19 protein-coding genes are annotated in these 24,106 nt (G+C 71.7%); 3 read left to right on the top strand and 16 right to left on the bottom strand.

Annotation, left to right across the window (positions count from 1 at the left end):
• Positions 1-54: 54 nt before the first annotated feature.
• From ACWER9_RS16615 to ACWER9_RS16580, 8 genes are all read right to left on the bottom strand, one after another.
• On the bottom strand, positions 55-1,014 hold the full coding sequence (locus ACWER9_RS16615) for a hypothetical protein (protein WP_452302640.1): 960 nt from the start codon (positions 1,012-1,014) through the stop codon (positions 55-57).
• 318 nt (positions 1,015-1,332) lie between these two features.
• Complete coding sequence (locus ACWER9_RS16610) at positions 1,333-3,456, bottom strand: DEAD/DEAH box helicase (RefSeq protein WP_452302639.1); 2,124 nt, start codon at positions 3,454-3,456, stop codon at positions 1,333-1,335.
• 99 nt (positions 3,457-3,555) lie between these two features.
• A complete protein-coding gene (locus ACWER9_RS16605) occupies positions 3,556-4,659 on the bottom strand; it encodes a branched-chain amino acid ABC transporter permease (RefSeq protein WP_452302638.1) in 1,104 nt (367 codons plus the stop codon).
• Positions 4,656-5,546 carry an ABC transporter permease subunit gene (locus ACWER9_RS16600; protein WP_435208157.1) on the bottom strand — a complete coding sequence of 297 codons (891 nt, stop codon included), beginning with the start codon at positions 5,544-5,546 and terminating at the stop codon, positions 4,656-4,658. Before ACWER9_RS16600 ends, ACWER9_RS16605 begins: the two co-directional genes overlap by 4 nt.
• Positions 5,546-6,274, bottom strand: coding sequence for an ABC transporter ATP-binding protein (locus tag ACWER9_RS16595; protein ID WP_452302637.1), 729 nt, complete (start codon positions 6,272-6,274; stop codon positions 5,546-5,548). Before ACWER9_RS16595 ends, ACWER9_RS16600 begins: the two co-directional genes overlap by 1 nt.
• Before the next feature lie 55 nt (positions 6,275-6,329).
• The gene (locus ACWER9_RS16590; RefSeq protein WP_357355103.1) at positions 6,330-7,073 is read right to left on the bottom strand and encodes an ABC transporter ATP-binding protein; all 744 of its coding nucleotides are present in this window, start codon (positions 7,071-7,073) and stop codon (positions 6,330-6,332) included.
• A gap of 2 nt (positions 7,074-7,075) precedes the next feature.
• A complete protein-coding gene (locus tag ACWER9_RS16585; RefSeq protein ID WP_452302636.1) occupies positions 7,076-8,275 on the bottom strand; it encodes a substrate-binding domain-containing protein in 1,200 nt (399 codons plus the stop codon).
• 341 nt (positions 8,276-8,616) lie between these two features.
• Positions 8,617-9,729: a glycerophosphodiester phosphodiesterase gene (locus ACWER9_RS16580; RefSeq protein ID WP_452302635.1), complete on the bottom strand. Its 1,113-nt coding sequence runs from the start codon at positions 9,727-9,729 to the stop codon at positions 8,617-8,619.
• A gap of 79 nt (positions 9,730-9,808) precedes the next feature.
• Between ACWER9_RS16580 and ACWER9_RS16575 the strand changes: the two genes are divergently transcribed.
• Entirely contained in the window at positions 9,809-11,203 is a 1,395-nt protein-coding gene (locus ACWER9_RS16575) for a TrkH family potassium uptake protein (RefSeq protein ID WP_452302634.1), read from the top strand.
• A 24-nt stretch (positions 11,204-11,227) separates the two neighbouring features.
• Positions 11,228-11,896, top strand: coding sequence for a potassium channel family protein (locus ACWER9_RS16570; RefSeq protein WP_452302633.1), 669 nt, complete (start codon positions 11,228-11,230; stop codon positions 11,894-11,896).
• 71 nt (positions 11,897-11,967) lie between these two features.
• Here the strand turns inward: ACWER9_RS16570 and ACWER9_RS16565 are convergent, their stop codons facing one another.
• The 7 genes from ACWER9_RS16565 to ACWER9_RS16535 all read right to left on the bottom strand — a co-directional run bounded on the left by ACWER9_RS16565 (position 11,968) and on the right by ACWER9_RS16535 (position 20,650).
• On the bottom strand, positions 11,968-13,611 hold the full coding sequence (locus ACWER9_RS16565; protein ID WP_452302632.1) for a protein kinase domain-containing protein: 1,644 nt from the start codon (positions 13,609-13,611) through the stop codon (positions 11,968-11,970).
• A 71-nt stretch (positions 13,612-13,682) separates the two neighbouring features.
• A complete protein-coding gene (locus ACWER9_RS16560; protein WP_452302631.1) occupies positions 13,683-15,245 on the bottom strand; it encodes a fused MFS/spermidine synthase in 1,563 nt (520 codons plus the stop codon).
• 36 nt (positions 15,246-15,281) lie between these two features.
• Positions 15,282-16,298 (bottom strand): coiled-coil domain-containing protein, encoded by a 1,017-nt coding sequence (locus ACWER9_RS16555; RefSeq protein WP_452302630.1) that lies wholly within the window; start codon positions 16,296-16,298, stop codon positions 15,282-15,284.
• Between the two features lie 180 nt (positions 16,299-16,478).
• Entirely contained in the window at positions 16,479-17,288 is an 810-nt protein-coding gene (locus ACWER9_RS16550; protein ID WP_452302629.1) for an inositol monophosphatase family protein, read from the bottom strand.
• Positions 17,281-17,733 carry a response regulator gene (locus tag ACWER9_RS16545; RefSeq protein WP_030491688.1) on the bottom strand — a complete coding sequence of 151 codons (453 nt, stop codon included), beginning with the start codon at positions 17,731-17,733 and terminating at the stop codon, positions 17,281-17,283. The genes ACWER9_RS16550 and ACWER9_RS16545 overlap by 8 nt, the downstream gene beginning before the upstream one ends.
• Positions 17,730-19,454 carry a sensor histidine kinase gene (locus ACWER9_RS16540; protein WP_452302628.1) on the bottom strand — a complete coding sequence of 575 codons (1,725 nt, stop codon included), beginning with the start codon at positions 19,452-19,454 and terminating at the stop codon, positions 17,730-17,732. Before ACWER9_RS16540 ends, ACWER9_RS16545 begins: the two co-directional genes overlap by 4 nt.
• Positions 19,451-20,650: a PP2C family protein-serine/threonine phosphatase gene (locus ACWER9_RS16535; protein ID WP_452302644.1), complete on the bottom strand. Its 1,200-nt coding sequence runs from the start codon at positions 20,648-20,650 to the stop codon at positions 19,451-19,453. The genes ACWER9_RS16540 and ACWER9_RS16535 overlap by 4 nt, the downstream gene beginning before the upstream one ends.
• A gap of 288 nt (positions 20,651-20,938) precedes the next feature.
• Here ACWER9_RS16535 and ACWER9_RS16530 point away from each other — a divergent pair, with 288 nt between their 5' ends.
• Positions 20,939-23,365 carry a M28 family peptidase gene (locus ACWER9_RS16530; RefSeq protein ID WP_452302627.1) on the top strand — a complete coding sequence of 809 codons (2,427 nt, stop codon included), beginning with the start codon at positions 20,939-20,941 and terminating at the stop codon, positions 23,363-23,365.
• A gap of 63 nt (positions 23,366-23,428) precedes the next feature.
• On the opposite strand, the gene ACWER9_RS16525 is transcribed toward ACWER9_RS16530, so the two are convergent.
• The gene (locus ACWER9_RS16525; protein WP_452302626.1) at positions 23,429-23,914 is read right to left on the bottom strand and encodes a hypothetical protein; all 486 of its coding nucleotides are present in this window, start codon (positions 23,912-23,914) and stop codon (positions 23,429-23,431) included.
• Between the last annotated feature and the right edge of the window lie 192 nt (positions 23,915-24,106).

The following is a 24,106-nucleotide window of genomic DNA, read 5'->3' as shown; positions in this document are numbered from 1 at the left end:
GGTCGACGTCGGGGAAGCGCGCCGCGCATGGCGGAAGTGGGGACGGGTGGGTGGTTAGGGGACGGTTAGGGTGAACTCGGCGGTTCGGACTTCGGCGTTCACCTGGAAGTCGAGGTAGAGGCGGTAGCGGCCGGGGCCGGGGGTGGTCAACCAGAACCTGATCTGACCGTCCACCAGCTCGGTCTCCGGGTGCACGTGCAGGTAGCCGAGGTCGCCCTCGCGCAACGCCACCAGATGCCCGTACGCCCCGAGGTACCGCTCCAACCGGGCGGCACCGCCAACACCGTCGACCCGGAAGGTCAGCGGCACGGTCGCCCCGGCCTGCGGAGTGCCCTGGTAGCCGACGGTGAAGCCGTCCACGGTCGTCGAGGTGGCCGGCCCCGGCAGTGGGCGGGGCTGGTAGTCGCCGGGCACGACCAGATCCGTACCGAGGGTCACCGCGGTCTGCGCGCCATTGTCGGCGACCACTGTGAAGTCGGCGTACGCGCGCCAGAGGCCTGGCTGCGCGAGGGTCAACGGCACCGACCAGGTGCCGTCCGCCGCCATGGTGGGGTGCAGGTGCTGGTAACCGCCCAGGTCCCGCCGGACGACGATGAGGTGCATCGGCTTGTCGTGCACGATGGCGAATCGGGTGACCGGTCGGCGCTGGGCGTCACGCACCTGGAAGCGGAGCTGACCCGCGCGACCCGCCACGAACTCGGTGGCCAGGGGGGCCAGCGTGAGCCCGGCCGAGCTGACCGCCAGACCGCCCGGCTCGGTGGGCGCGCCCTGATCGGTGCCCGTTGCGGAGCCGTGGCTGTGCGGGGCGACGCCCGGCGGGTCGGTGTGCTCGGCCCCCGACGACGGGCCGCCGGTGGCGGCACCGGTGGCGTTCAGCCGGCCGAGGCCGAAGCCGAGCAGCACCGCCAGCACCAGCCCGCCGACCACGAGCGCCAACCGGAGAGTGCTCCGGTCCGGACCGCCCGAGACCCCGTCGACGACCGCCTCCGCAGCCTCACGGTCAAACCCCGGCACTGCAGCCTCACGATCAGAGCCCGGCACCGCAGGCACCTCGTCAGAGCCCGGCATCGCGGACACCTCGTCCGGAACCGGCCCTGCGGAGAGCTGGTCAGGCACCGCCAACGCCCAGCGGGTGGCCGGCCTCGTCGACGGCGGTCGTGCCCGTGACACCGTGCGCGCAGGTGACGGGCTGCTGGTCGGTCATGGTGCCCACGTTACCGCCGTGCGCAGCCGGCCCAGGCCGGCGACCTGACGGCGTGGCGACTGTCGCATTCGGCGGCGCCGGGGAACTTTCCGCCAACCGGATAGAACGGGACCGCGAACGGCAGCGGGTCAGCCGGCCACGGCGAGGGCGAGCGGGAGCACGTCGGTCGCGCCGGCCCGGCGCAGGGCTCGGGCGACGAGAGTCATCGTCCAGCCCGAGTCGATCAGGTCGTCGACGAGCAGAACCGGGCCGTCCAGCCCGGCCAGCGCCTCGGCCAGGTCGGCGGGCACGGTGAAGGTGTCGTGCAACGCGCGTACCCGTTGGGCGCTGTTGCCGCGCGCCCCGGCCGGGCCGCCGGGGCCGGTAGCGGTGACCTCGCCGAGCAGTGGCAGCCGGCCCACGGTGGCGATCCGCTCGGCGAGCGAACCGAGCAGGCGGGGCCGCCGTCGGGAACCGACCGCGACCACCGCCACCGGCCGGCGGGGCCACGGGTCGTCGCCGTGCGCCCATGCCTTCAGCACCTCCACGACCGCGCCGGCGACGTCGTCAGGCACCGGCGCGTCCGGCGACTCCGGGCCGACGAGATCCCGCAACCGGCCACCCCAGCCCAGGTCGGAGAGGCGCCCGACGGCACGGCCCGGCAGCGCTTGGTCCGCGGGGGCGATCCGGCCTTTGAGGGGTACGCCCACCGCGTCGAGCCCGGTCGGCCAGAGCTTCTTCGGCGCGATCTCCACGCCGGGTCGGCCCAGGAAGGTCTGCGCGGCGGTGAGCGCGGCCGTCGACACGTCGGCGGCGAAGAGTGGGTCGGCACACCTGTCGCAGCGGCCGCAGTCGACCGCCTCGGTGTCGTCCAGACGTTCCCGTAGATACCGCATCCGGCAGTCGGACGTGGTCGCGTACTCCCGCATGGCCTGTTGCTCGACGGTGCGTGCCTCGGCGACGCGGCGCAACCGGGCCTCGTCGTAGACCCACGGCTCGCCGGTGGCGAGCCAACCACCGCGCACCCGGCGGACCGCGCCGTCGACGTCGAGCACCTTGAGCATCAGCTCCAACCGGGCCCGGCGCAGGTCGACGAGGGGCTCGAGGGCCTGCGTGGAGAGCGGGCGGTCGTCGTGCAGGGCGGCCAGCACGGCCCGGACCTGCTGCTCCGGTGGGAACGCCAGCGAGGCGAAGTAGCGCCAGATCGCGGCGTCCTCGATGCCGGGCAGCAGCAGTACCTCGGCGTGCTCGACGGCGCGGCCGGCGCGGCCGACCTGCTGGTAGTACGCGATCGGCGAGGGCGGCGCGCCGAGGTGGACGACGAAGCCCAGGTCGGGCTTGTCGAAGCCCATGCCCAGGGCACTCGTGGCGACCAGCGCCTTGATCTTGTTGTCGAGCAGGTCCTGTTCGGCGGCCCGCCGGTCGGCGTCGTCGGACTGCCCGCTGTACGAGGCGACCGGGTAGCCCCGGGAGCGCAGGAACTCGGCCGTCTCCCCCGCTGCCGCAACGGTCAGCGTGTAGACGATGCCGGAGCCGGGCAGCTGGTCCAGGTGGTCGGCGAGCCAGGCCAGCCGGTGCGCCGGGCTGGGCAGGTCGAGCACCCCGAGGCGCAGCGACTCGCGGTCCAGGGTGCCGCGCAGGATGAGGGCGTCGCCCAGCTGCTCGGCGACGTCCTGGGTGACCCGTGCGTTGGCGGTGGCGGTGGTCGCCAGCACGGGAGTGCGCTCGGGCAACTCGGCGAGGAACGTCCGCAGCCGCCGGTAGTCGGGCCGGAAGTCGTGCCCCCAGTCGGAGACGCAGTGCGCCTCGTCGACGACAAGCAGGCCGGTGGTCGCGGCAAGCTTCGGCAGGACGCTGTCGCGGAAGTCCGGGTTGTTGAGTCGTTCCGGGCTGATCAGCAGCACGTCCACCGAGCCGGTCTGGATCTCGGCGGTGATCTCGTCCCACTCGTCGAGGTTCGCCGAGTTGATCGTGCGGGCTCGGATGCCGGCCCGGGCAGCCGCCTCGACCTGGTTGCGCATCAACGCCAGCAGCGGGGAGACGATGACCGTGGGGCCGTGCTCCCCGGCCTCTCGCAGCAGCGCGGTGGCCACGAAGTAGACGGCCGACTTGCCCCAACCGGTCCGTTGGACGCAGAGCACCCGCCGCCGGTCGACGACGAGCGCCTCGATGGCGCGCCACTGATCCTCACGTAGCCGGGCGTGGTCACCGGCCAGCCGGCGCAGCACCGCCTCGGCCCGCTCCCGTACGGCTGCCCGCTCTGCTGTCTCCACCCGGCATTTCTACCAGCGCCATCCGTCAAGCCCCTGTTGATCAAGAGGTTTGCGTCATGATCCGGGCGGATTCTGACGCAAACCTCTTGATCAACGGGATTAGCGGCGGGATCGGGGGCGGAGGGCTCGGGTCAGGTGGGTTACGCGGGGGGCGAGGCTGGTCAGACCTCCTGGGAAGAAGTAGACGGCCAGGATGAAGACCGTGCCGAGGACGAAGAGGGGCTGGCTCAGTGGGCGACTCAGGACCGCCGGCAGGTTGTCCACCGCGTCGCTCGTGCCGAAGGCGGTGAGCCGGTGGTCCAGGTACATGTAGAGGACACCGCCGAGCACCGGCCCCCACCGGGTGCCCGGCCCGCCGAGCACCACCATGACCAGCAGCGACAGGGTCAGCTCGGAGGACGTGATGTGCGGCGACGCGCCGCCGACGATCAGGACGTAGACCACCCCGCCCGCCGACGCCAGCCCGCCGGCCAGGGTGAACGCCACAAGCTTGTAGCGGTACGGGTCCAGCCCGAGCACGCCGATCCGCCGCTCGTCGTCGCGCAGCCCGGCGAGCACCCGCCCGGTCGGCGACCCGCTCACCCGGTGCACCACGAAGACCACGAGCGTCAGGTACGCCAGCGCCAGCCAGTAGAGGTTGACCGTGTTCGTCACCCCGACCAGGCCGGCGGGCAACCCGGACACGTCGAGCGGCAGGCCCTCCTCGCCGCCGGTGAGCCCGCCGAAGTCCCGGGCCACCAGGATCGCCCCGACCTGGGCGAAGGCCAACGTGACCATGGCGAACGCGATGCCCACCGTACGCAGCGCCACCGCGCCGAGCAGCGCCGCGAGGATGGTGCCGCCGGTGATCGTGAGCACCGCCGCCTGCCACAGCGGCAGACCGGCCCGGGTGACCAGGATGTCGGTGCCGTAGACACCTGCGGCGAAGTACAGCGCGTGGCCGAAGGAGAGCATCCCGGTGCGGCCGAAGAGCAGGTCGTACCCGGCCGCGAGCCCGCCGAAGATCAGGCAGATGGCGAGCAGTTGCAGGGTGCCGGGTGAGTTGACCGGCCCCTCGAAGATCCCCGGCAGGGAGATCGTCGAGTACGGCAGGATCGCGAGGACCACGAGCGCGACGAGCGGCAGGAACGGGCGGACCCGGTGCGCACGGCCGGGTTTCGGCGCGGTGGGCGTCGGCGTCGGTGTTGTCTGGAGAAGCGTCATGCCGTTGCCACCTTTCCGGCGATGCCCTGCGGGCGCAGCAGCAGCACCACGGCCAGCAGCCCGACCACGCAGATGTCGCCAAGCCCGGACGTGCCGTAGTAGTTGACGAACTGCTGCACCAGCCCGACCACGACCGCCGCGTACGCGGAGCCGACCACCGAGCCCATCCCGCCGATCACCACCACGATGAACGCGAAGATCAGCAGCGAGCCGCCCTGACCGGGCGAGACGGTGCCGAAGTAGACCCCGCCGAGCGCACCGGCGAGCGCGGCGGCCGCCCCACCGATCGCGAAGACCAGGGTGAACGCCTTGCGCACGTCGATGCCGAGCGCGGTCACCATCTCCCGGTTCTCCACCCCGGCCCGGATCACCAGGCCGTACCGGGTCCACCGCAGGAACGCCAGGATCGCGCCGAGCACCAGCACCGCCGCGATGATCAGCAGCAGGCCCCCGTTCGGCACCTGCGCGCCGAGGATCCCGGTCACCTGCCGGGTCCAGTCCGGACGCGGGAACGGCCGGGCATCCGCACCCCAGGTGGCCTGGAGCAACGCCACCCCGGCCAGCGACAGGCCGACGGTGACGAGCACCTGCTCGATGGTGCGGGAGTAGAGCGGCCGGATCAGCACCAGTTCGACCAGCACCGCGACGAGCGTGCCGGCGGCCACCCCGAAGGCGACAGCGAGCACGAAGCCGAACCCGTCGGACCCAGCGCCGGGCAGGTTGCCCGCCGCCCACCACGTGCCGTACGCGCCGACGCCGAGGAACAGCCCGTGCGCGAAGTTGAGCACGTCGGCCAGACCGAAGACCAGCGACAGGCCGGAGGCGACGAGGAAGTACAGCGCCGCCAGGCCCAGCCCGGTCAACGCCAGGAGGATCACGGTTCCCATCAGTGGTTCACCTCCGCCGAGCCGACACCGAGCAGCGACTTGGTCAACGCCGTCTCCAACAGCAACTCGCGGGCGTCGCCGGTCCAGGCCACCTTGCCGGCGGCGAGCACGACCGCGTCGCGGGCCAGTCGGCGTACCACCGCCAGGTTCTGCTCGACGAGCAGCACCGGCACCGACTCCGCGACCCGCTCCAACACCTCGGCCACCTCGGTCACCACCTTCGGCGCCAACCCCTTGGTCGGCTCGTCGACAAGTAGCAGCCGGTTGTCGTTGAGCAGCACCCGACCGATCGCGAGCATCTGCTGCTGGCCGCCGGAGAGCGAGCCGGCCCGTTGCCGTCCGCGCCGGTCCAGCTCCGGGAAGAGCGCAAAGACCTTGTCGTACGCCGGGGTGGTGCCGCGCCGCTCGGCGAGCCGCAGGTTCTCCGCGACGGTGAGGCCGGCGAACACGCAGCGGTCCTCGGGCACGTAGCCGAGCCCACCACGGACCAGCCGGTGCGTCGGTCGGGCCAGCAGGCTCTGCGCGCCCATCCGGATGGTGCCGCGGACCTCCCCCGCAGGTGGGGTGAGGCCGACGATCGCGCGAAGCGTGGTGGTCTTGCCCACGCCGTTGCGGCCGAGCAGGACCGTTACGCCGGTCGGGGCGACAGTGAAGGACACCCCCTGGAGGATGTGCAGCCCGGAGATCCGGACCGACAGATCCTCCACACTGAGAATCGGTTCGCTCACAGCGCTGCCTCCGTTCGCGACTGCGGGGCTCGCAAACCCGGCTCACTCCTCGCGCTCACAGCGACTCCCCCAGATAGGCCTCTTGCACCGTGGGGTTGGCCATCACCGTCTCCGGGGTGTCGCAGGCCAGCAGCGCGCCGTGGTGCATGACGGCGATCCGGTCGGCCAACTCCAGGATGACGTCCATGTGGTGTTCGACCATCAGCACCGCCCGGCCGCTGTCGCCGGTCAACGACTTGATGACGGCCACCAGTTCGGGCACGTCTTCGGCGCTGACCCCGGCCATCGGCTCGTCGAGCAGCATCACCCGCGGTTCACCGGCGAGCAGCAGGGCGATTTCCAGCTTGCGCTTCTCGCCGTGGGCCAGGGTGCCGGCCAGGGCCGTACCCCGGTGGGCGAGGCCGACCCGGTCGAGCGCCGCGTCGGCGGCGGCGGCGACCTCCCGGTCGGCCGCCGCCCGCCGCCACAGTGCCATCGATCCCCCGCGGTGCGCCTGCACGGCGAGCCGGACGTTCTCCCGCACGCTCAGTGAGCCGAAGACCGAGGACGCCTGGAAGGTACGACCCAGACCGAGGCGGGCCCGCCGGTGTGGCGGCAGCGCCTCGATGTCCTGCCCGTCCAGGGTGATCCGGCCCTCGGTGGCCCGGCGCAGGCCGGTGATCAGGTTGAACAGTGAGGTCTTACCGGCGCCGTTCGGCCCGATGACGCCCAGGAACTCCCCGGGCGCCAGGTCGAGGTAGACGCTGTCGACGATGGCGACCTCACCGATCCGCCAGGTCAGACCGCGGGTGGCGAGCATGGTCAGCCCTTCATGGCCACGGCCGGCGGCGCGGTCTCGTCACCGGTGAGGCTCTTCTGGGCGGTCGCGGTGAATTCGGTGCCGCTGCCGGTCAGCTTGGCCTGGAACATCGGCTGGAGCAGCGCGTGGTCGGCTGCCCGGATGGTCATCTGGCCCTTGACCCCGTCGAAGCTCCAGCCCTCGAGCGCGGTGACCATCTTGTCGACGTCGTCCCCACCCTCCTGGGCGGCGCGGACCACCATCTGCGCGGCGGCGAAACCGTCCGGGTGGAACAGGTCGATGGTGTTGACCTTGGCCTTGAGCGCCTTGCTGGCCTCGGTGTCGCTGGCACCGTCGAAGTAGTGCGACAGGAAGGAGATCTTCGCGCCGGCGGCACCGAAGGTCGGCCACGAGGCGCGGATGTCCAGGCCGGTGACGACGGTGGTGGACGACAGCACGCCCTGCTGGTCGAGGGTCTGCCACATGGCGGGGGCGGTCGTGCCCGCCCACGCCACGAAGAGCAGGTCCGGCTTGGCCGCCTTGATCTGGCTGGCGAACGGGGTGAACTCGGTGGCGCTGGCCGGGGCCCGGACACTGCTCACGGTCGCGCCCGCAGTGCCGATGACGGCCTTGACAGCCGCCTCGTTGGCGTCGCCGAACGCGCCGTCCTGGGCGAAGACCACGACCTTCTTACCTGTCGGGTCGCCGATGAACGACTTGGCGGTCACCACATCCTGGTAGGACTGCCGACCGGAGCGGAAGGTGTACTTGTTCGCGCCGGTCACCGCGTCCGTGGCGGCCGGGCCGGAGATGAACAGCACCTTGTTCTGCGCCGCGATCGGCGCGACCTGAAGCGCCACACCGGAGGCGGTGGAGCCGGCAATGATCTTCGTACCCTTGCCGATCAGGTCCTTCGCCGCGGAGACCGCCTTGGCCGGGTCGCCCGCGTCGTCGACCTCGGTCAGCTCGATCTTCCGGTCACCGACCTTGCCGGTGCCCTTCGTGGCGAAGTCCAGCCCCGCCTTGAACCCCTCGATGTACTGCTTTCCATAGCTGGCCAGGGCTCCCGACTGGGAGTACACCAGGCCGACCTTGACCGGCGCGGCGCTGTCGCCGCCGCCGGTGGCGGTGTCCTGCGGGCTACCACAGGCCGTGGCGGCCAACGCCGCGGCCATCATCGTGGCGGCGGAGAGGAACACCCGCCGCGTCGTCCGGACCGTCATTGCGACTCCACATGAGGACTCGGAGGGAGAGAACTTCTTCGTGACGGCCCACGCTAGAAGTGACCTCACCCACGAGCTATGTGGCAGAAACACACAAGTAACAAGATTGAGGTGGTCGGGGGTTACAACGGCCCGCACCACCGCCTCGGGGTTTCGCCCCGCGATGGCCCGACCCCCCACGGACCACCCGAACCGTGTGTCGTCCTACGCCATCAGCCCGCCTTCATGATCGTGATCGATCCTGGATGTAGTGGCCTCCGACGGGCGGGACACCACTACATCCTGGATCGAGTGCGATCTCGCGGCCCTGGCGCCCGAGACCCCGCCGCCGGCTCTCGGGGTCAGCGGCCGGCGCGGGCGGCGACGGCGGTGTCCGGGTGGTCGCTGAAGATCCCGTCGAGACCCAGGCCGAGGAAGAGTTCGTACTCGGCGGTGATGTCGCCACGCGCGTTCGGGTCGGTGCCGATCCGGAAGTCCACCGGGAGGAACTGGTTCTCGGCGCGGAACGTCCAGGAGTGCACGAGCAGGTGCTCCCGGTGCGCGTCACGTACCACCGTGGTGGGGGCGAGCAGGGCGCCGGCGGCGTTCCGGGGGACGATCAGGTTCTTGTTCGCGCCGATACCGTCGGCGTACCCGGCGATCCACTTCAACCCGGCCGGCGTGGCGAGGTCCTGGTAGGTGCGGGCGTCACCGGCCACGGTGAAGTCGTACGGGCGGCCGGCCGCGTCGAGCAGTTGGACCAGCTTCACATCGGTCAGCCGGCTCAGGCGGCGCAGGTTGGCCGTCTCGAACGACTGGATGAAGACCGGCGAGTTCTTCCGGTCCAGCTTGTTCTGCCGCAGCACGCGGAGCAGCGGCTCCTCCAACGGCAGCTTGATCGAGGCGAAGTAGCTCGGGTGCTTGGTCTCCGGGTAGATGCCGATGGTGCGGCCCCGTGCCCGCCCCTCGGTCCGGGCCAGGTCGATGACCTCCTGGAGGGTAGGCACCTCGAAGCGGCCGTCGAAGGCGGTGTTCGCCACGCGTACCTGCGGCAGCCGCTCCTTGGCGCGCAGTGTCTTCAGCTCGGCGAGGGTGAAGTCCTCGGTGAACCACCCGGTCACCGCGACGCCGTCGATGGTCTTCGTCGCCTTCCGGGCGGCGAACTCCGGGCGGGTCGACACGTCGGTGGTGCCGGAGATCTCGTTCTCGTGCCGGGCGACGAGCACGCCGTCGGAGGTGGAGACCAGGTCCGGCTCGATGTAGTCGGCACCCATCCGGATCGCCAGCCGGTACGCCTCCAGCGTGTGCTCGGGCCGGTAGCCGCTGGCACCACGGTGACCGATCACGATCGGTCGGTCATTCGCCCGGGAGCCGTCGGCGTCCGCAGCCGGTTCGGCCGTGGCCATGGTCGGCAGGGCCACGGCGGCAGCCAGCAGCGCGCCGGCCACGCCGAGGGTCGTGAGGGTACGTCGCAACGCCGTCTCCTGTCATCGGTGGTCCGGGTAAGCAGACCGCCCGCGATTAGCCAGCAGTTGGTCGATGGCTGGCCGGGAGATGAACCTCCGGAATGCCCGTTCCCCCTCCGGCGTCACGGGCGGACAGGAAGATTGGTTGGTGCGCCGGTTCTTCCGCAATCCCGTGCGGCTGGTGCCGTTCGCGTTCCTGGTGCCGATCCTGCTCGGTACCGGGTTGCTCATGGCGCGCTGGGCGACCGCCGAGCACGAACGCCCTCCCGTGGTCACCGCGCTGTTCACCGCCACCTCGGCCGTGTCGGTCACCGGCATGGCGATCACCGACACGCCGAACTACTGGTCCGGCTGGGGACTGCTGGTGATCACGCTGCTCACCCAGCTCGGTGGTCTCGGCATCCTCACCGTCGCGGCGTTGGTCATCCTGGTGGTCTCCAGTCAGCTCGGGCTGCGCAACCGGTTGCTGGTGCAGGCCGAGACGGCGGAGTTCGGCATCGGTGACGTGGGCCGGTTGCTCCGCGGGATCGCGTTGACCGTCTTCGCCTGCGAGGCCGTGATGACCACGCTGGTGGCCGGTCGGCTCTGGCTGGCCTACGACTATCCGTTCGGCCGGGCCCTCTGGTCGGGTGTCTTCCACGCCGTGCAGGCGTTCAACAACGGTGGCTTCGCGCTGTACACCGACGGCCTGCTGGCCTTCAGCCGTGACCCGTGGGTGTCGCTGCCCCTGGCGATCGGCGCGATCGTCGGCGGTCTCGGGTTTCCGGCGCTGTTCGAGGCGGTCCGCGAGTGGCGTCAGCCCGCACGCTGGGCGGTGGCGACGAAGTTGACCATCTGGGGCAGCGTGGTGCTGCTGCTCGTCGGCTTCGGTGGCCTGCTCGCCGCCGAGTGGACGAACGCGGCCACCATCGGCCAGTACGACGTACCCGGCAAGGTCCTCGCGTCGTTCACCCAGATCGCGCTGAGCCGCACCGGCGGCTTCAGCGTCCTGAACATCGCCGATCTTCAGGAGGAGAGCTACCCCCTGCTGATCGTGCTGATGTTCATCGGCGGTGGCAGCGCCAGCACGGCCGGCGGCATCAAGGTCTCCACCTTCTTCCTGCTGGCGTTCACCATCTGGGCGGAGTTGCGGGGCGAGCCCGACGTGACGATCGGGCACCGGCGGGTGGCCACCGCGAGCCAGCGGCAGGCAATCACCGTGGCGTTGCTCAGCGTCGCGTTGGTGATGGCCGGAACCATGCTGTTGCTGCTGCTCACCGAGGGTGTCCGCTTCGTCGCGGCGCTGTTCGAGATCACCTCGGCGTTCAGCACCACGGGTCTGACCGTCGGTCTGGCCGCCGAGCTGCCGGCCGGCGGCCAACTGGCTCTGACCGTGCTGATGTTCATCGGTCGGGTCGGGACGCTCACCCTGGGCTCGGCGATCGCCCTGAACACTCGACGCCGGCTCTACCGCTACCCCCAGGAACAACCAATCGTCGGCTAGGTCCTAGAAACGAGGAGGGTCGAGGTGTCGGCTAGACGGGCGGACAGCGGCGGCATCGCGGTGATCGGGTTGGGTCGGTTCGGTTGCCACCTGGCCGGGTCGCTGACCCGGATGAACCGCGAGGTGTTGGCCATCGACCGCAGCCCGGAGAAGGTGCAGCGCTGGTCGGCGCAGCTCGATCGGGTGGTGCAGGCCGACTCGACCGAGGAGGGGGCGTTGCGGCAGCTGGGCATCACCAGTTTCGGGCGCGCGGTGGTGGCCATCGGGGCCTCGGTGGAGGCGAGCGTGCTCACCGTGCTGGCGCTTGTGGAGCTTGGTGTGCCCCAGATCTGGGCCCGGGCCACCTCGGAGAAGCACGCCAAGATCCTGGCGTCGGTGGGCGCGCATCACGTGATCTTTCCGGAGGCGGAGACCGGGGACCGGGTCGCGCACCTGATCGTGAGCCGCCTGCTCGACTTCATCGAGTTCGACGACGACTTCGCCATCGCCACCGTCCGGGTTCCGGAGTCCCTGGCCGGGCGGACCCTGCTCGACCTGCGACCCGAAGAGCGTTACGGGGTACGCGTGGTCGGCGCCAAACTGCCGGGCGAACGCTTCCGGTACGCGTCCGACGGCACCGCGCTTCCCCAGGGTGGCGTGCTCATCGTCGAGGGTGGGATCGACCAGGTGCAGCGGTTCGCGGGAATGCGCTGAGCGTCACTTGCCGGGCTTGCCCTTGCTCTTGGTCGCTTTCGGCCCGGAACTGCCGGGGCCCTCAGGGGCCTTCACGCTTTTCCCGGACCACCACCGCCCGGCCCCTTGCCCGCCTTGGCGGGTGCCTTGGGGGCCTTCGGAGGCTTGGCCTTGGTGGCACCCGCGCCGGAGCCGCCGCTGCGTGCCGTCGTCTTCTTCGGCGGGGCCTTCACCGTGGTGGCCGCCTTGCTCGGCGCAACGGTGGCCGGCGTGCTGCCAGCCACCCCGGAGACGCGTACGCCGCAGGTCGCGTCGCCGAGCCGGAACGACACCGGCAGCGGGTTCGCGCCGCTGTACTTCCCGGTGAGGGTGAGCTTCTCGGCCGCGCCGGGCGCCAGGGTGGCGCGCTGCGCCGCCGGCCGGATCAGCACGGTGCTGCCGTGCTGCTGCACCGGCGTCGGCTCAGCCTTCGTCACCGTCTGCTGGCCGGGGAACGTGAAGCTCATCGTCCAGTCCCGCAGCTCACGGCCACCGGTGTTGGTCAGAGTCAGTTCGGCGGCGAAGTCCTTGCCGGAGTCGGTGCGCAGCGCGTACGCCACCTCGCAGGGCACCGTCGCCGGCAGACCCATCCGAGCCTCGGTCGTCGGCCGGTCATCACCGCTGGCCGGGCTACGCGAGGTGAACCCCCACATCGCCCCGGTCACCGCGATCAGGCCGACGGCGGCCACCCCGGCCTCCACCCGCCGACGCCGCCGGTGCTCCCGCCGGGTCCGGTTACGGGTCCGCGACATCGGCAGCGCGTCGGTCGCCGCGGACCAGGGCAGGATCGTGGTGCCCGCGCTTGCCAACGCCTCCGGGTCCAGCGGCCCTCCGGCCGGTGAGACCGGCACCGCCGCGAGCATGCCGGCCGCCTCGGCGAGCGTCCGGGTCAGCTCCGCGGTGGCCGGTCGGTCGGCGGGCCGCTTGGCCAGACAGCGTCCGACCAGCTCGGCCACCCCGTCGGGCATCCCCGGGACGACGGGCATCGGCTCCGGGTCGTTGTACATGTGGGCGCGCAGCATCTGGGTGGTCGTGCTGGCCCGCCACGGCAGTCGGCCGGTGAGCATCCGGTAGAGCAGCAGCCCCACGGCGTACACGTCGGTGGCCGGGGAGACCTGGCCGTTGTCCAGCCGCTCGGGAGCGAGGTAGGCGGGAGTGCCCAACAGCGCTCCGTCCGGCCCTTTCTCGCTCTCCCCGACGAGCGCGGAGATGCCGAAGTCGACCACCTTGACCCCGGTCGAGGTGAGCATGACGTTGCCCGGGGTGACGTCCCGGTGCACCACACCGCGGGCGTGCGCGGTGGCGAGCGCCGAGCTGACCTCGGCGCCGATGGTCACCGCCTCCCGCCACGGCAGTTGGCTCTCCCGGCCCAGCCGGCTGGCCAGCGAAGCGCCGTCGACAAGCTCCATCACCACGTACGGCACGGTGAGACCGACCTGCTCGGACTCGCCGTAGTCGTACACGTTGGTGATGTTGGGATGGCAGAGCCGCGCGGCGGCCTGCGCCTCGATCCGGATGCGGTGCCGGAAGGCCCGGTCGCTGGCCAGCCGCGACGCCAACACCTTCACCGCGACCTGGCGGCCGAGCACCTCGTCGTAGCCACGCCAGACCACCGACATGCCACCCGCGCCGAGCTGCTCGATCAGCCGGTACCGCTCATCGAGCAGTTGCGCGCCGTTTCGGTCCCCACCACCCATGGTCAGCGTTGTTGCCCAGGAACGGCAGGTCTACACCTGGAGTATCGGAATCGGTCAGGATTGTCACCCGATCAGGCGGTGGCCAGCAGTTGGTCCACCGGGGCGTAGTCGTCGGTCAACACCATCGCCCCGCCGACGAAGTCCGTAAGCGCCGCGCCGGAGAGCAGGCTGACCTTCGGGTCCACCTCGGCCAGCCGGGCCTGGGCGGCCTCCAGCGGCAGCGGCGCGTCGGAGGCGACGATGAGGAAGTTGGAGCCCTGCTCCTCGGCGAGCGCCTCCGGCGGAGCGATCAACGCGACGTGCCCGAACTCGGCGGCCACCGTGGCCAGCTCGGCACGGATGAACCGCAGCGGCGGGTAGTCGATGACGTTCTGCACGTACACGCCGCCGGGGCGGGTCACCCGCCGGATGTCGGCGGCCATCTCCCGGGTGGCCAGGTGCCAGGGCACCACCAGATGCCCGAACGCATCACCGACCACCAGGTCACGACTGTCGGTCGGCTCGCCGGCGACAAGCATCCGGGCGTCACCCACGACCGCCCGCAGCTCGGGCCCCGGCCGTAGGCCCAACTCCTCCTCGCCCAGCTCGACAAGCCCACCGTCGATCTCGAACACGAGGTTGTCGGTGCCGGGTCGGGTGGCGGTCAGGTAGCGCGGCACGGTGAACCCGCCGCCGCCCAGGTGCAGCGCGTCCAGGCGCTGACCGGCCGGCCCGGCGACGTCGGCGACCGCCCCGATCCACTTCGTGTACGCGTACTCCAGGTGCTTCGGGTCGGCGAGGTCCACGTACGAGTGCTGGGCCGAGTTGAGCAGCAGGGTCCGTCCGGAGGGCCGGGCGGGGTCCGTGGTGACCCGGGCGCAGTGGTACGCCGTCTCGATGTCGCACGGGTTGGGGGCCACCGTGGTCAGCCCCGCCCCGACCAGGCCGAGCACTGCCAACGCGGCCCGGGCCCGAGCCGGGCCGGGCAGCTCGGTGGGCTCCTGCCGACGCAGGTACCAGCCGAGACCGAGACCGACCAGCCCGAGCGAGATCGCCAGGGCGAGCAGGATGACGGTGCTGCGCAACGCGGCGACAAGCACGAACCCGGTACCCAGGGTGGCGGTGATGCCGCCCAGGGTGCCGATCCCGGAGAGCCGGCCGACCACCTGGCCGGTGCGGCGCAGGTCGGCGAGCTGAAGTTTCACCACCAACGGGGTGACCGCCGCCAACAGCGCGGCCGGCACGAACACCGCGAGCGCCACGAGCAGCAGGATGCCGCTGGCCGCACCGCCCCGCAGCACCTCACCCGCGTACCTGACGACGGGCAGGGTGACCGCGGTGGCGATGCCGGCCAGCACCAGGGCCGGCGCGAGCAGGCCGCGCGGGTTGCGTCGGTCGGCGAGCCAACCGCCGGACCACGCCCCGTAGGCGATCGCGGCAAGCGCGATGCCGATCACCGAGCTGGTCACCTGGAGGGTCACCCCGACGTAGGGGCCGACCAGGCGAAGCGCGACGGTCTCCAGCACCAGCACGGCACCGCTGGAGAAGAAGACCAGGAAGGCGGCCAGGCCGTTGGGCAGCGCCCGGCCGGTGACCGGCACGGGCGCGGCCGGGGAAGCTGGCGGGGCCGCTACGTCGGACGGTGGGGAACTCATCGTCGCGATGGTACGCAGCGAAGCTGGGGCTCCGGGTCAGTACATCGAGAGATGAACATGGTTCGTGTGGGAGGCCGCCGGACTGCCGCTGCCACTGTACGAACGCCACCCCGTGCCGGGGTGCCAGATCTGCCGGTACCAGATCACGTAGAGCACGCCCAGCCGGTCCGCGTTGCGTACGTGCCAGGCGGCCAGGCTGTCCCCGTACGACTTGTCGCCGCCGGTCGCGTTCTTGTCCTCGAAGCCGTTGGTGGCGGCCGAGAAGTCGCAGGCCCGCCCCTTGGGGTGCTCGCCGCTGCCACCGCTGCGCTTGCAGGAGACGTGCCGCTTGTAGCCGGCCGCCTGGGTCTGCTTGAGCGCGTTGAGGGTGCGCGGCGTGATGCATCCCGAGGTGGTCGGGTCCTTCACCGAGCAGGACTCCGACGGCCAGGAGCCGTCGGAGTTGCGCGGCGCCGGCTTCGCCGAGGTGGAGTTGGCACCGCTGAAACCGTTGCTGCCGCCCGAGCTGACCTCGGCGAGCGCCTCCTCGGCTTCCTTCTTCTTCTTCGCCATCACGGCGAGTTGCTTCTGCTGCTCGCGGACCTCGGCGTCGATGGCGACCTTCGCCTGCTGCGCCTGCTGCCGGGCCTCGGTGAGATCACGCAGCCGCTTGCTGTCCCGCTGGGCCATCAGGTCGAGGTCGCCCGCGCGTTGCAGGAACGCCTCCGGCGTGGCGGTGTTGAGCAGCATCGAGGCCGCGCTCAGCCGACCGAAGCGGTACGACTGGGCGGCCACCTCACCCACCTGGGCGGTGAGCCCGACAAGCCGACCCTCGAGCGTCGTCAACTCGCCGGTCAGCGCCGTCTGGCGACGCTTGGAGTTGTCCAGTTTGGCCTTGGCCTCGATGTGGCCCTTGGCGGTCAACTCCAGGGCGTCCTGCAGCTTCTTGCTGCCCCCCTCGCCCGGCTCCGCGTACGCCGGCACGGCGGCGCCGCCGAGCACCAACGCGACGGCGGCGAGCAGTGCGAACAGAGCGCGACGACCGAGCCGCGGGCTGAGCCTGGTCCTGGGCACGAAAGCGTCCTTCCGTCGACCGCCGGCCTCCGATGAACACTGCACGTTGGCGCCGGTCGGCGGCCTGCTGGCGGAGACCGCCGGTCACGATACCGGACTGCGGGCCGGTGACCAGCCCCCTGACCCTTGAGGTGTCTCGATGTCGACGGAGCGTGTCAACGCGGTCGCGCTACGAGTGATTCAGGTGTCGAGCAGAGCGTCGCGTACCTCGGTCCAGACCTGCTCGTTTGTCGCGACGAGCAGACCGCGACCGTCGTCGGCGGGGTGGTAGTCGACGCCGTCGAACCGGCGGGCGACGCCCCCGGCGGCCTGCACCAGGAGGGTGCCCGGGGCGTGGTCCCACGGCAGGGTGCGCCAGAAGAGGACGAACTGCTGCTCGCCGGTGAGGATGTCCAGGTACTCCCGGCCGGCGCAGTGCTGGCCGGGCAGCAGCTCACCGAGCCGCCCGCCACCGGCGCGGACCCGGTCCCGGGTCTCCGCCGGCAGGAACTTGGTCATCGCCGCGCCGCGCAGCTCGCCGAGCGGCGGCACCGAGCCGGCGACGTCCACCGGCCGGCCGTTGAGCAGGGTGCCCTCGTCCGCCGAGCCGACGGCGAGGGTGTCGGCGAGCGGGTCGAGGATCCAGCCGGCGTTCGGCCGTCCGCCGCTCAGCAGCGACACCATCAGGGCGAACGGTCGGCGACCGGCGGCGAAGTTCGCGGTGCCGTCGACCGGGTCGACAAGCCAGACGTCCCCGCCGTCGCGCAGGTGCCGCAGCAACCCCGGGTCGTCGGCGACACCCTCCTCGCCAACTACCACCGAGCCCGGCCGCAGCCGGCGCAACCCCGCCGAGAGCAGCTCCTCGGCCCGGCGGTCGGCAACGGTCACCACCTCGCCGGGAGCCTTCTCCGACACGTCGTCGTCGTCGAGCTTGCGGAACAGGGGCAGCACGACCTGGTCGGCGGCCTCCCAGAGCAGGCCACCGACGTCGTCGAGCAGGGTGTCAGCCACGCGGCGGCAACTTGACCACGCTGACGAAGAACTCGTCGATCTGGCGGACCACCGAGATGAAGCGCTCGAAGTCCACCGGCTTGGTCACGTAGGCGTTGGCGTGCAGCTGGTAGCTGCGCAGGATGTCCTCGTCGGCCTGCGAGGTGGTGAGCACCACCACTGGGATCCGGCGCAGGTCCTGGTCCTTCTTGATCTCTTCGAGCACCTCCCGGCCGTCGCGCCGGGGGAGGTTGAGGTCGAGCAGGATCAGGTCGGGTGCCACCGCGTCCGCGTACTGGCCCTCCCGACGCAGGTAGGCAAGCGCCTCGGCCCCGTCGGAGACGACGGTCAGCCGGTTGCGCAGCTTGTGTTCCTCGAACGCCTCCTGGGTCATCAGCACGTCACCCGGGTCGTCCTCGACGAGCAGGACCTCGATCGGGCTCTTGCCATCCGCCGGCGCGGTCATCCCACCGTCTCCCTCATGTCACCCGTTCTACCGCCTTGCGGCCCCTCGTCGGCCCGGTCCGGCTGGTCCGACCCCTCAGGCTGCTCCACCAGCTCCGCCGCGGCCTCGGGCCGGGGCGTCGAGTCGCCGTCGTCGGCCCCCTCGGCCCTCTCGGCGGCCTCGGCCGCCGCGATGTCGGCGGGGAGCGCCGGCAGGGTGAACCGGATCGCGGTGCCCTCCGGCACGTCGGTGTCCACCCAGACCCGACCGCCGTGGTACTCGACGATCTTCTTGACGATCGCCAACCCGATGCCGGTGCCCGGGTACGCGTCCTTCGAGTGCAGCCGCTGGAAGATCACGAAGATCTTGTCGGCGAACTCCGGCTCGATCCCGATGCCGTTGTCCTGGCAGCTGATCTCCCACTCGGCACCCACCAACCGCGCCGAGACGTGCACCTTCGACGGTACGTCCGGACGGCGGAACTTGATCGAGTTGCTGACCAGATTGGCGAGCAGATTGGTGAGCAGCGGCTCCTCGCCCGAGATCACCGGCAGGTCGGTCCAGGTCAGCTCGGCGTCCGCGTACTGCCGGGCGGCCTCGGTCTGACCTGCCACGTCGCCCATCACCTTGTTGAGGTCGACCTCGACGAAGCCGGTGGTGAGTCGACCGATCCGGGAGAACGCGAGCAGGTCGTTGATCAGGCGCTGCATCCGTTGCGCGCCGTCCACCGCGAAGGCGATGTACTGGTCGGCCCGCTCGTCGAGCTGCCCGGCGTAACGGCGCTGGAGCAGCTGGCAGAAGCTGGCGACCTTGCGCAGCGGCTCCTGGAGGTCGTGCGAGGCCACGTACGCGAACTGCTCCAGGTCACGGTTGGACCGGGTCAGCTCCTCGGCCTGCTTCTGGAGCTGGCTGTTGACCCACTCGATGCGCTCGCGGGCGGCCCGGACCTCGGCCAGGTCGGCGGCGATCTTCTGCCGCATCGCGTCCACGTCCTTGCCGAGCCGGACGAACTCCGGCGGGCCGGTGGTGGCGATGCCGTGCTGGTAGTCACCCTCGGCGACCTCGCGGACCTGGTCGGCCAGCCCGATCAGCGGCCGGATGACCATCCGATCGAGGGAGAGCAGCAGCAGCGTCCCGGCGACGACCACCACCAGCGCGGCGACGATCAGGAGGACGACCAGGATGTTGCTGCTGGTGCGGACGTTCGCGGCGGCCTGCTCCCGGGCGTCCAGGATCTCCGCCTGGAGATCGTTCACCGCCGACCGCACCTGGTCGAACTGCTGCCGGGCCCGTTCGGTGACCAGCGCCTGACCGGCGCTGGTGCCACTCTGCTCGGTGGTCGTGATCACCGGCTCGGCCACCGACTGCCGCCACTGCGTCGCCTGCTCCTCGACGATCCGCAGCTCCTGGCCGATCTGTGGATAGTCGTCGAGCAGCTTCCGCATCGAGGCGACGACCGTCTTCTCCTGCTCCAGGCCCTCCCGGTAGGGGTTCAGGTCGGCCGGATCACCGCTGACCGCGTACCCCCGGACCGCCGTCTCCTGGTCGAGCAGCGCGTTGAGCAGCTCCTGCGACTGCACCCGCAACGGGCCGGTCTGGTTCAGCACGGCGTCGATCTGGGTGCGGTTGCGGGCGGCCATCGCCGCCTCCGCGGTGGCCAGGCCGATCAGCAGCACGCCCACGACGGTGAGCAGCGTGATCACCCGGCGGCGCAGACTCCAGCCGCCGATGACCGGCTTCACCGGCCACCACCCCGGCTGACCAGCAGCATGGCCACGTCGTCGGCGAGCGGGCCACCGTTGAGCCGCTCGGCCCGGCCGACCAGCCAGGCCGGCAGCTCGGGAAGTGTCACCGAACGGTTGGCCGGTTCGTCGAGCAGGCCGCTGAGGCCCGGCACGTCGAGCCGTTCGTTGCCGGCACCCACCCGCCCCTCGATCAGGCCGTCGGTGTACATCAGCAGGGACCAGTCATCGGTGTCTAACTCCAGGTCGTAGGCGATCGGCCGGCGGGGTCGTACGCCAAGCAGCCGGCCACCGGGCGCGGGCACCGGGACGACCCGGCCGCCGGAGAGCAGCAGCGGCGGCGGGTGCCCGGCCAGTCGGACGGTGGCCCGGCTGGCGGCCAGGTCCAGTCGGACGGTGGCCACCGTCGCGAAGATCTCCTGAAGGCGGCGCTCACTCATCAGCACCTGCTCCAGGGCGGGCAGCACCTCGTCGTCCGGGACCCCGGCGAGCACCAGGGCCCGCCAGGCCACCCGCAGCTCGACCCCGAGCGCGGCCTCGTCGACGCCGTGCCCGCAGACGTCCCCGACGATCAGGTCGAGGCGGTCCGGGTGGGTCTGCACCACGTCGAAGAAGTCCCCGCCGATCAACGCGGCGTGCCGTCCCGGCCGGTAGAAGGTGTGCACCGCCACCTGGTCGGTGGTCATCAGCGGTTGGGGCAGCAGACCGCGTTCGAGTCGGGCCGACTCGGCCTGGCGCAGCTCGACCTCGCGCAACCGGCGGGCGTTCTCGTCGGCGCGCTTCCGCTCCACGGCGTACCGCAGCGCCCGGGTCAGCAGCACCCCGTCGACCTGGCCCTTGACCAGATAGTCCTGGGCGCCCTCGGCGACCGCCACGACGCCCAGGTGCTCGTCCGTGCGGCCGGTCAGCACACACACCGCCGCGCCGCTTGACATCTCCAGCAGCTGGCGCAGCCCGTCCAGCCCCTGCGCGTCGGGCAGGCCCAGGTCGAGCAGGACGCAGTCGACGTCGCCGATCCGCTGCCGAGCCTCGCGGAGGCTGGTGGCGACCAGCAGGTCGATCATCGAGTTGGTCTCGGCGAGCAGTTCGCTGACCAGGAAGGCGTCGCCCTCGTCGTCCTCCACCAGCAGCACCCGCAGCCGCTCACCCGGCGGCAGGTTGGCGTGCCGTGCCAGGCCACCGTGCGGGTACGGCACGACTGGGGAACCGGCCAAGCCGGCCCCCCGGTGCGGCCGGGTCACCGCCGCGAGACGCGGGAGTTCGCTGGTGATGTCGGGCTCCTTCCGAGTGCCCTGCTGATCCTGTATTAGACAACGGTCGCACACAACACGACGCCTTCGGCGCGGGCGGGGATGGGTTGCATCACTGCCCGCCCGATGACAAACCGGGCGGCTGGTGAACGCCGGGCTACCGGCCATCCCATCCGCAGGCGCGGACGGGCAGGATGATCCCACCCCAGGCCCCACCACCCCCGAGGAGTACCCGTGGGCGCACCCACCACCCCGGCCACGACGGGCACGCCACCCCGTCCGAGTCGGGGCGTACCCCCTGCCGACCGCGCGCTGACCCGGCCGCGACGGCGGCTCGTGGCCGCCGCTGCGGCCCTGGTCGCGCTGGCCGCGATCGGCGCCGGCAGTCTGTTCGACCTGCGCACCCCGGCCCCGAAGCCGGCCGACGCGCCGGCGGACGCGTTCAGCGCCGGCCGGGCGTACGAGGACGTCCAGGTGATCGCCGCCCGGTCGCACGTGGCCGGAAGCCCGGCCAACGAGCAGGTCCGCGCGCACCTCGAGCAGCAGCTACGGGGGCTGGGCCTGGAGACCGAGGTGCAGGACACCGTGGCACGGGAGGCTGGTCAGCTCAGCGGGGCCGCGGCCGGGGCGACGCTGGCGCGGGTCCGCAACGTGGTCGCCCGGCTGCCCGGCACCGACTCGACGGGCCGGGTCTTCCTGGTCTCCCACTACGACTCGGTGCAGACCGGGCCGGGTGGCAACGACGACGCGGCCGGCACGTCGACGATCCTGGAGGTGGCCCGCGCGCTGTCCACCGGCCCCCGGCCCCGCAACGACATCGTCTTCGTGCTCACCGATGCCGAGGAGGCGTGCCTCTGCGGCGCGTCGGCGTTCGCCGAAAGTCACCCGCTGGCCGCCGACGGCGGTGTGGTGCTCAACCTGGAGGCGCGCGGCTCCACCGGGCCGGTGATCATGTTCGAGACGTCCCGGAACAACGCGAAGCTCGTGGACATCTTCGGCCGGGCCGCCCAGCACCCGGTCGGCACCTCGTTCGCGGTGGAGATCTACCGGGCGCTGCCGAACGACACCGACTTCACCGCCTTCCTCGATCGGAAGTTCGTCGGGCTGAACTCGGCGTACATCGACGGAGGGGCGATCTACCACACGCCGCTGGACACTCCGGCCGCCATGGACCGGGGCAGCCTCCAGCAGCACGGGGACAACGCGTTGGGCCTGGCCCGGGAGTTCGGCGGCACCGACCTGACCGACCTGCGCTCCGGGCACGACGCCACCTACTTCCCCGTCCCCGGTGGCCTGGTCCGCTACCCGGGCTCGCTCACCCTCCCGTTGGCCCTGCTCGCGGTGGTCGCGGTGGCCGCGCTGGGCTGGCTGACCCGCCGCAGCGGCCGGGCCAGCACCGGCCGGCTGGCCGCCGGCTTCGCGCTGGCCCTGGTGCCGATCGTGGCCGCGCCGGTCGCCGCCCAACTGCTCTGGCTCGCGATCACCACGATCCGACCGGGGTACGCGGAACTGCTCGACCCGTACCGGCCGATCTGGTACCGGCTGGCCGTCCTGGCGCTCGCCACCGCCATCCTGTTCGGCTGGTACGCGCTGACCCGCCGCCGGATCGGCCCGGCCGCGCTCGCCGTCGGCGGGCTGGCCTGGCTGGCCCTACTCGGGGTGCTGCTCGCCGTGGCGGTGCCGGGTGGGGCGTACCTCACCACCCTGCCGGCACTCGCCGGCGCTCTCGGCGGGCTCGTCGCGCTGCGTACCCGGCGGACCGGACCGTGGCCGGTGGTGGCGGTGACGGCCGCCGCGGCCGTCGGTGTGGTCATCCTGCTGCCGACCGTGGTGCTGCTCTTCCCCGCGCTGGGGATGGCGATGGGTGGGGTGGCCGCCCTGGTCGCGGTGCTGCTCGGTCTGGTCGCCCTGCCGGTGGTCGACCTGCTGCACCCGCAGGCCGGCGGTCAGCGTGGCCTGCTCGCGCTGCGGGCCCGCCGGCTCGCGGTGCTGCCGGCCGGCGCGGCAGCCGTGGCGGCGGTGGTGCTCGCCGGGGTCGGGCTGGGTGTCGACCGCTTCGACGCCGACCACCCCGCCCCGACCCACCTGATGTACGCCATGGACGCCGGCACCGGCCAGGCCCGCTGGCTCAGCCACGAGAGCGACCCGCAGCCGTGGACTGACGGCTACGTGGACGGGGTGACCGCCGTGGACGACTTCCCCGGGTTGGGCGACGCGGAGCTGCGCGCCGGCCCCGCCCCGGTGGCCAACCTGCCCGCACCGACGGTGCAGGTGCTCTCCGACACCCGCTCCGGCGACGAACGGCTGGTGCGGGTGCGCGTCGTCCCGCAGCGCCCGGTCCGCCTGCTCACGCTGCACGTCAACGGCCGGACGGCGGTGACGTCGGCGACTGTCGACGGGCGACAGTTCGACGTGGACCGGACGGGGACCCAGCGACCCTGGGGCTTCGGCGTGGTGTTCCACGCACCTCCGGCGGAGGGGGTCGAGATCGCGCTGACCCTGCACCCGAGCGCCGGTGGCGACCCGGTCGCGCTGCGGGCGATGGACGCCAGTGACGGGTTGGACGCGCTGCCCGGCTTCCGCCCCCGCCCGCCGGCCGTTGGCGTCGTCGGGTCGCACAGTTCGGAGATGCTTGCGGTCGCCCGCACCTATCCCCTCTGAGCGTGACGGTGGTCCCGGCGGGAGCCATGGTTCCCGCCGGGACCGCCGTTTCGTCTCCTCCGGTCAGCCCGGCTCCGGTTGGCCGGCACCGATCCGGTGCCAGCGGTTGCCGTCGTGGTCGGTGAAGGTGAGGTCCACCAGAACGGTGTCGGCCGGGCGCAGCCGGTGCTCCGCCCCGATGGTGACGAAGAGGTCGTGCACGTCGCGGCCGGGGATCCGACGGACCTGCTTGGCCGCGGCCAGCACGACCGGCGGGGCGTCCGGATCGTCGGGCGGGACGAGCCGCGCCAGCACCACCACGTCAAGCACCGGGGCGTCGCTCTCGTTGGCCACGGCGACGCGCAGCACCGAGGTGCCGCGAATCTCCGCCACCGCCGAGACCAGCCGGGCCTGGGTGGCCCGGATCCGCAGATCATCGTTTCGACGGGCGCGGATTTCCCGGCGCAATCCGAGATAGACGAAGAGCACGCTGGCGATGGAGCCGACCGCGCCGAACCAGTCCGGCACGGAACCCCAGTCGATGACGTCCTGGATCGACGACCAGTTCATAGGTCCATCGTGGATGCACCTGTCGAGCCTCACGCACGGCGGATCGGCCGGAATCGACGGCGAATTGGGAATACCGGCACCGATTCCGGTCGGCTGGGCGGCCTAAACGGAGAGTGTGCAACCCAGTACGGCGGTGGATACGCTTGCGGTCGACATGGCGCGGGTGGCAATCCCTCCGACTGTCCACCAGAT

The organism is Micromonospora sp. NPDC003944 (assembly GCF_053605225.1).
Note: the sequence above shows the minus strand (reverse complement) of the source record. Positions and strands in the feature narration are given on the sequence as shown.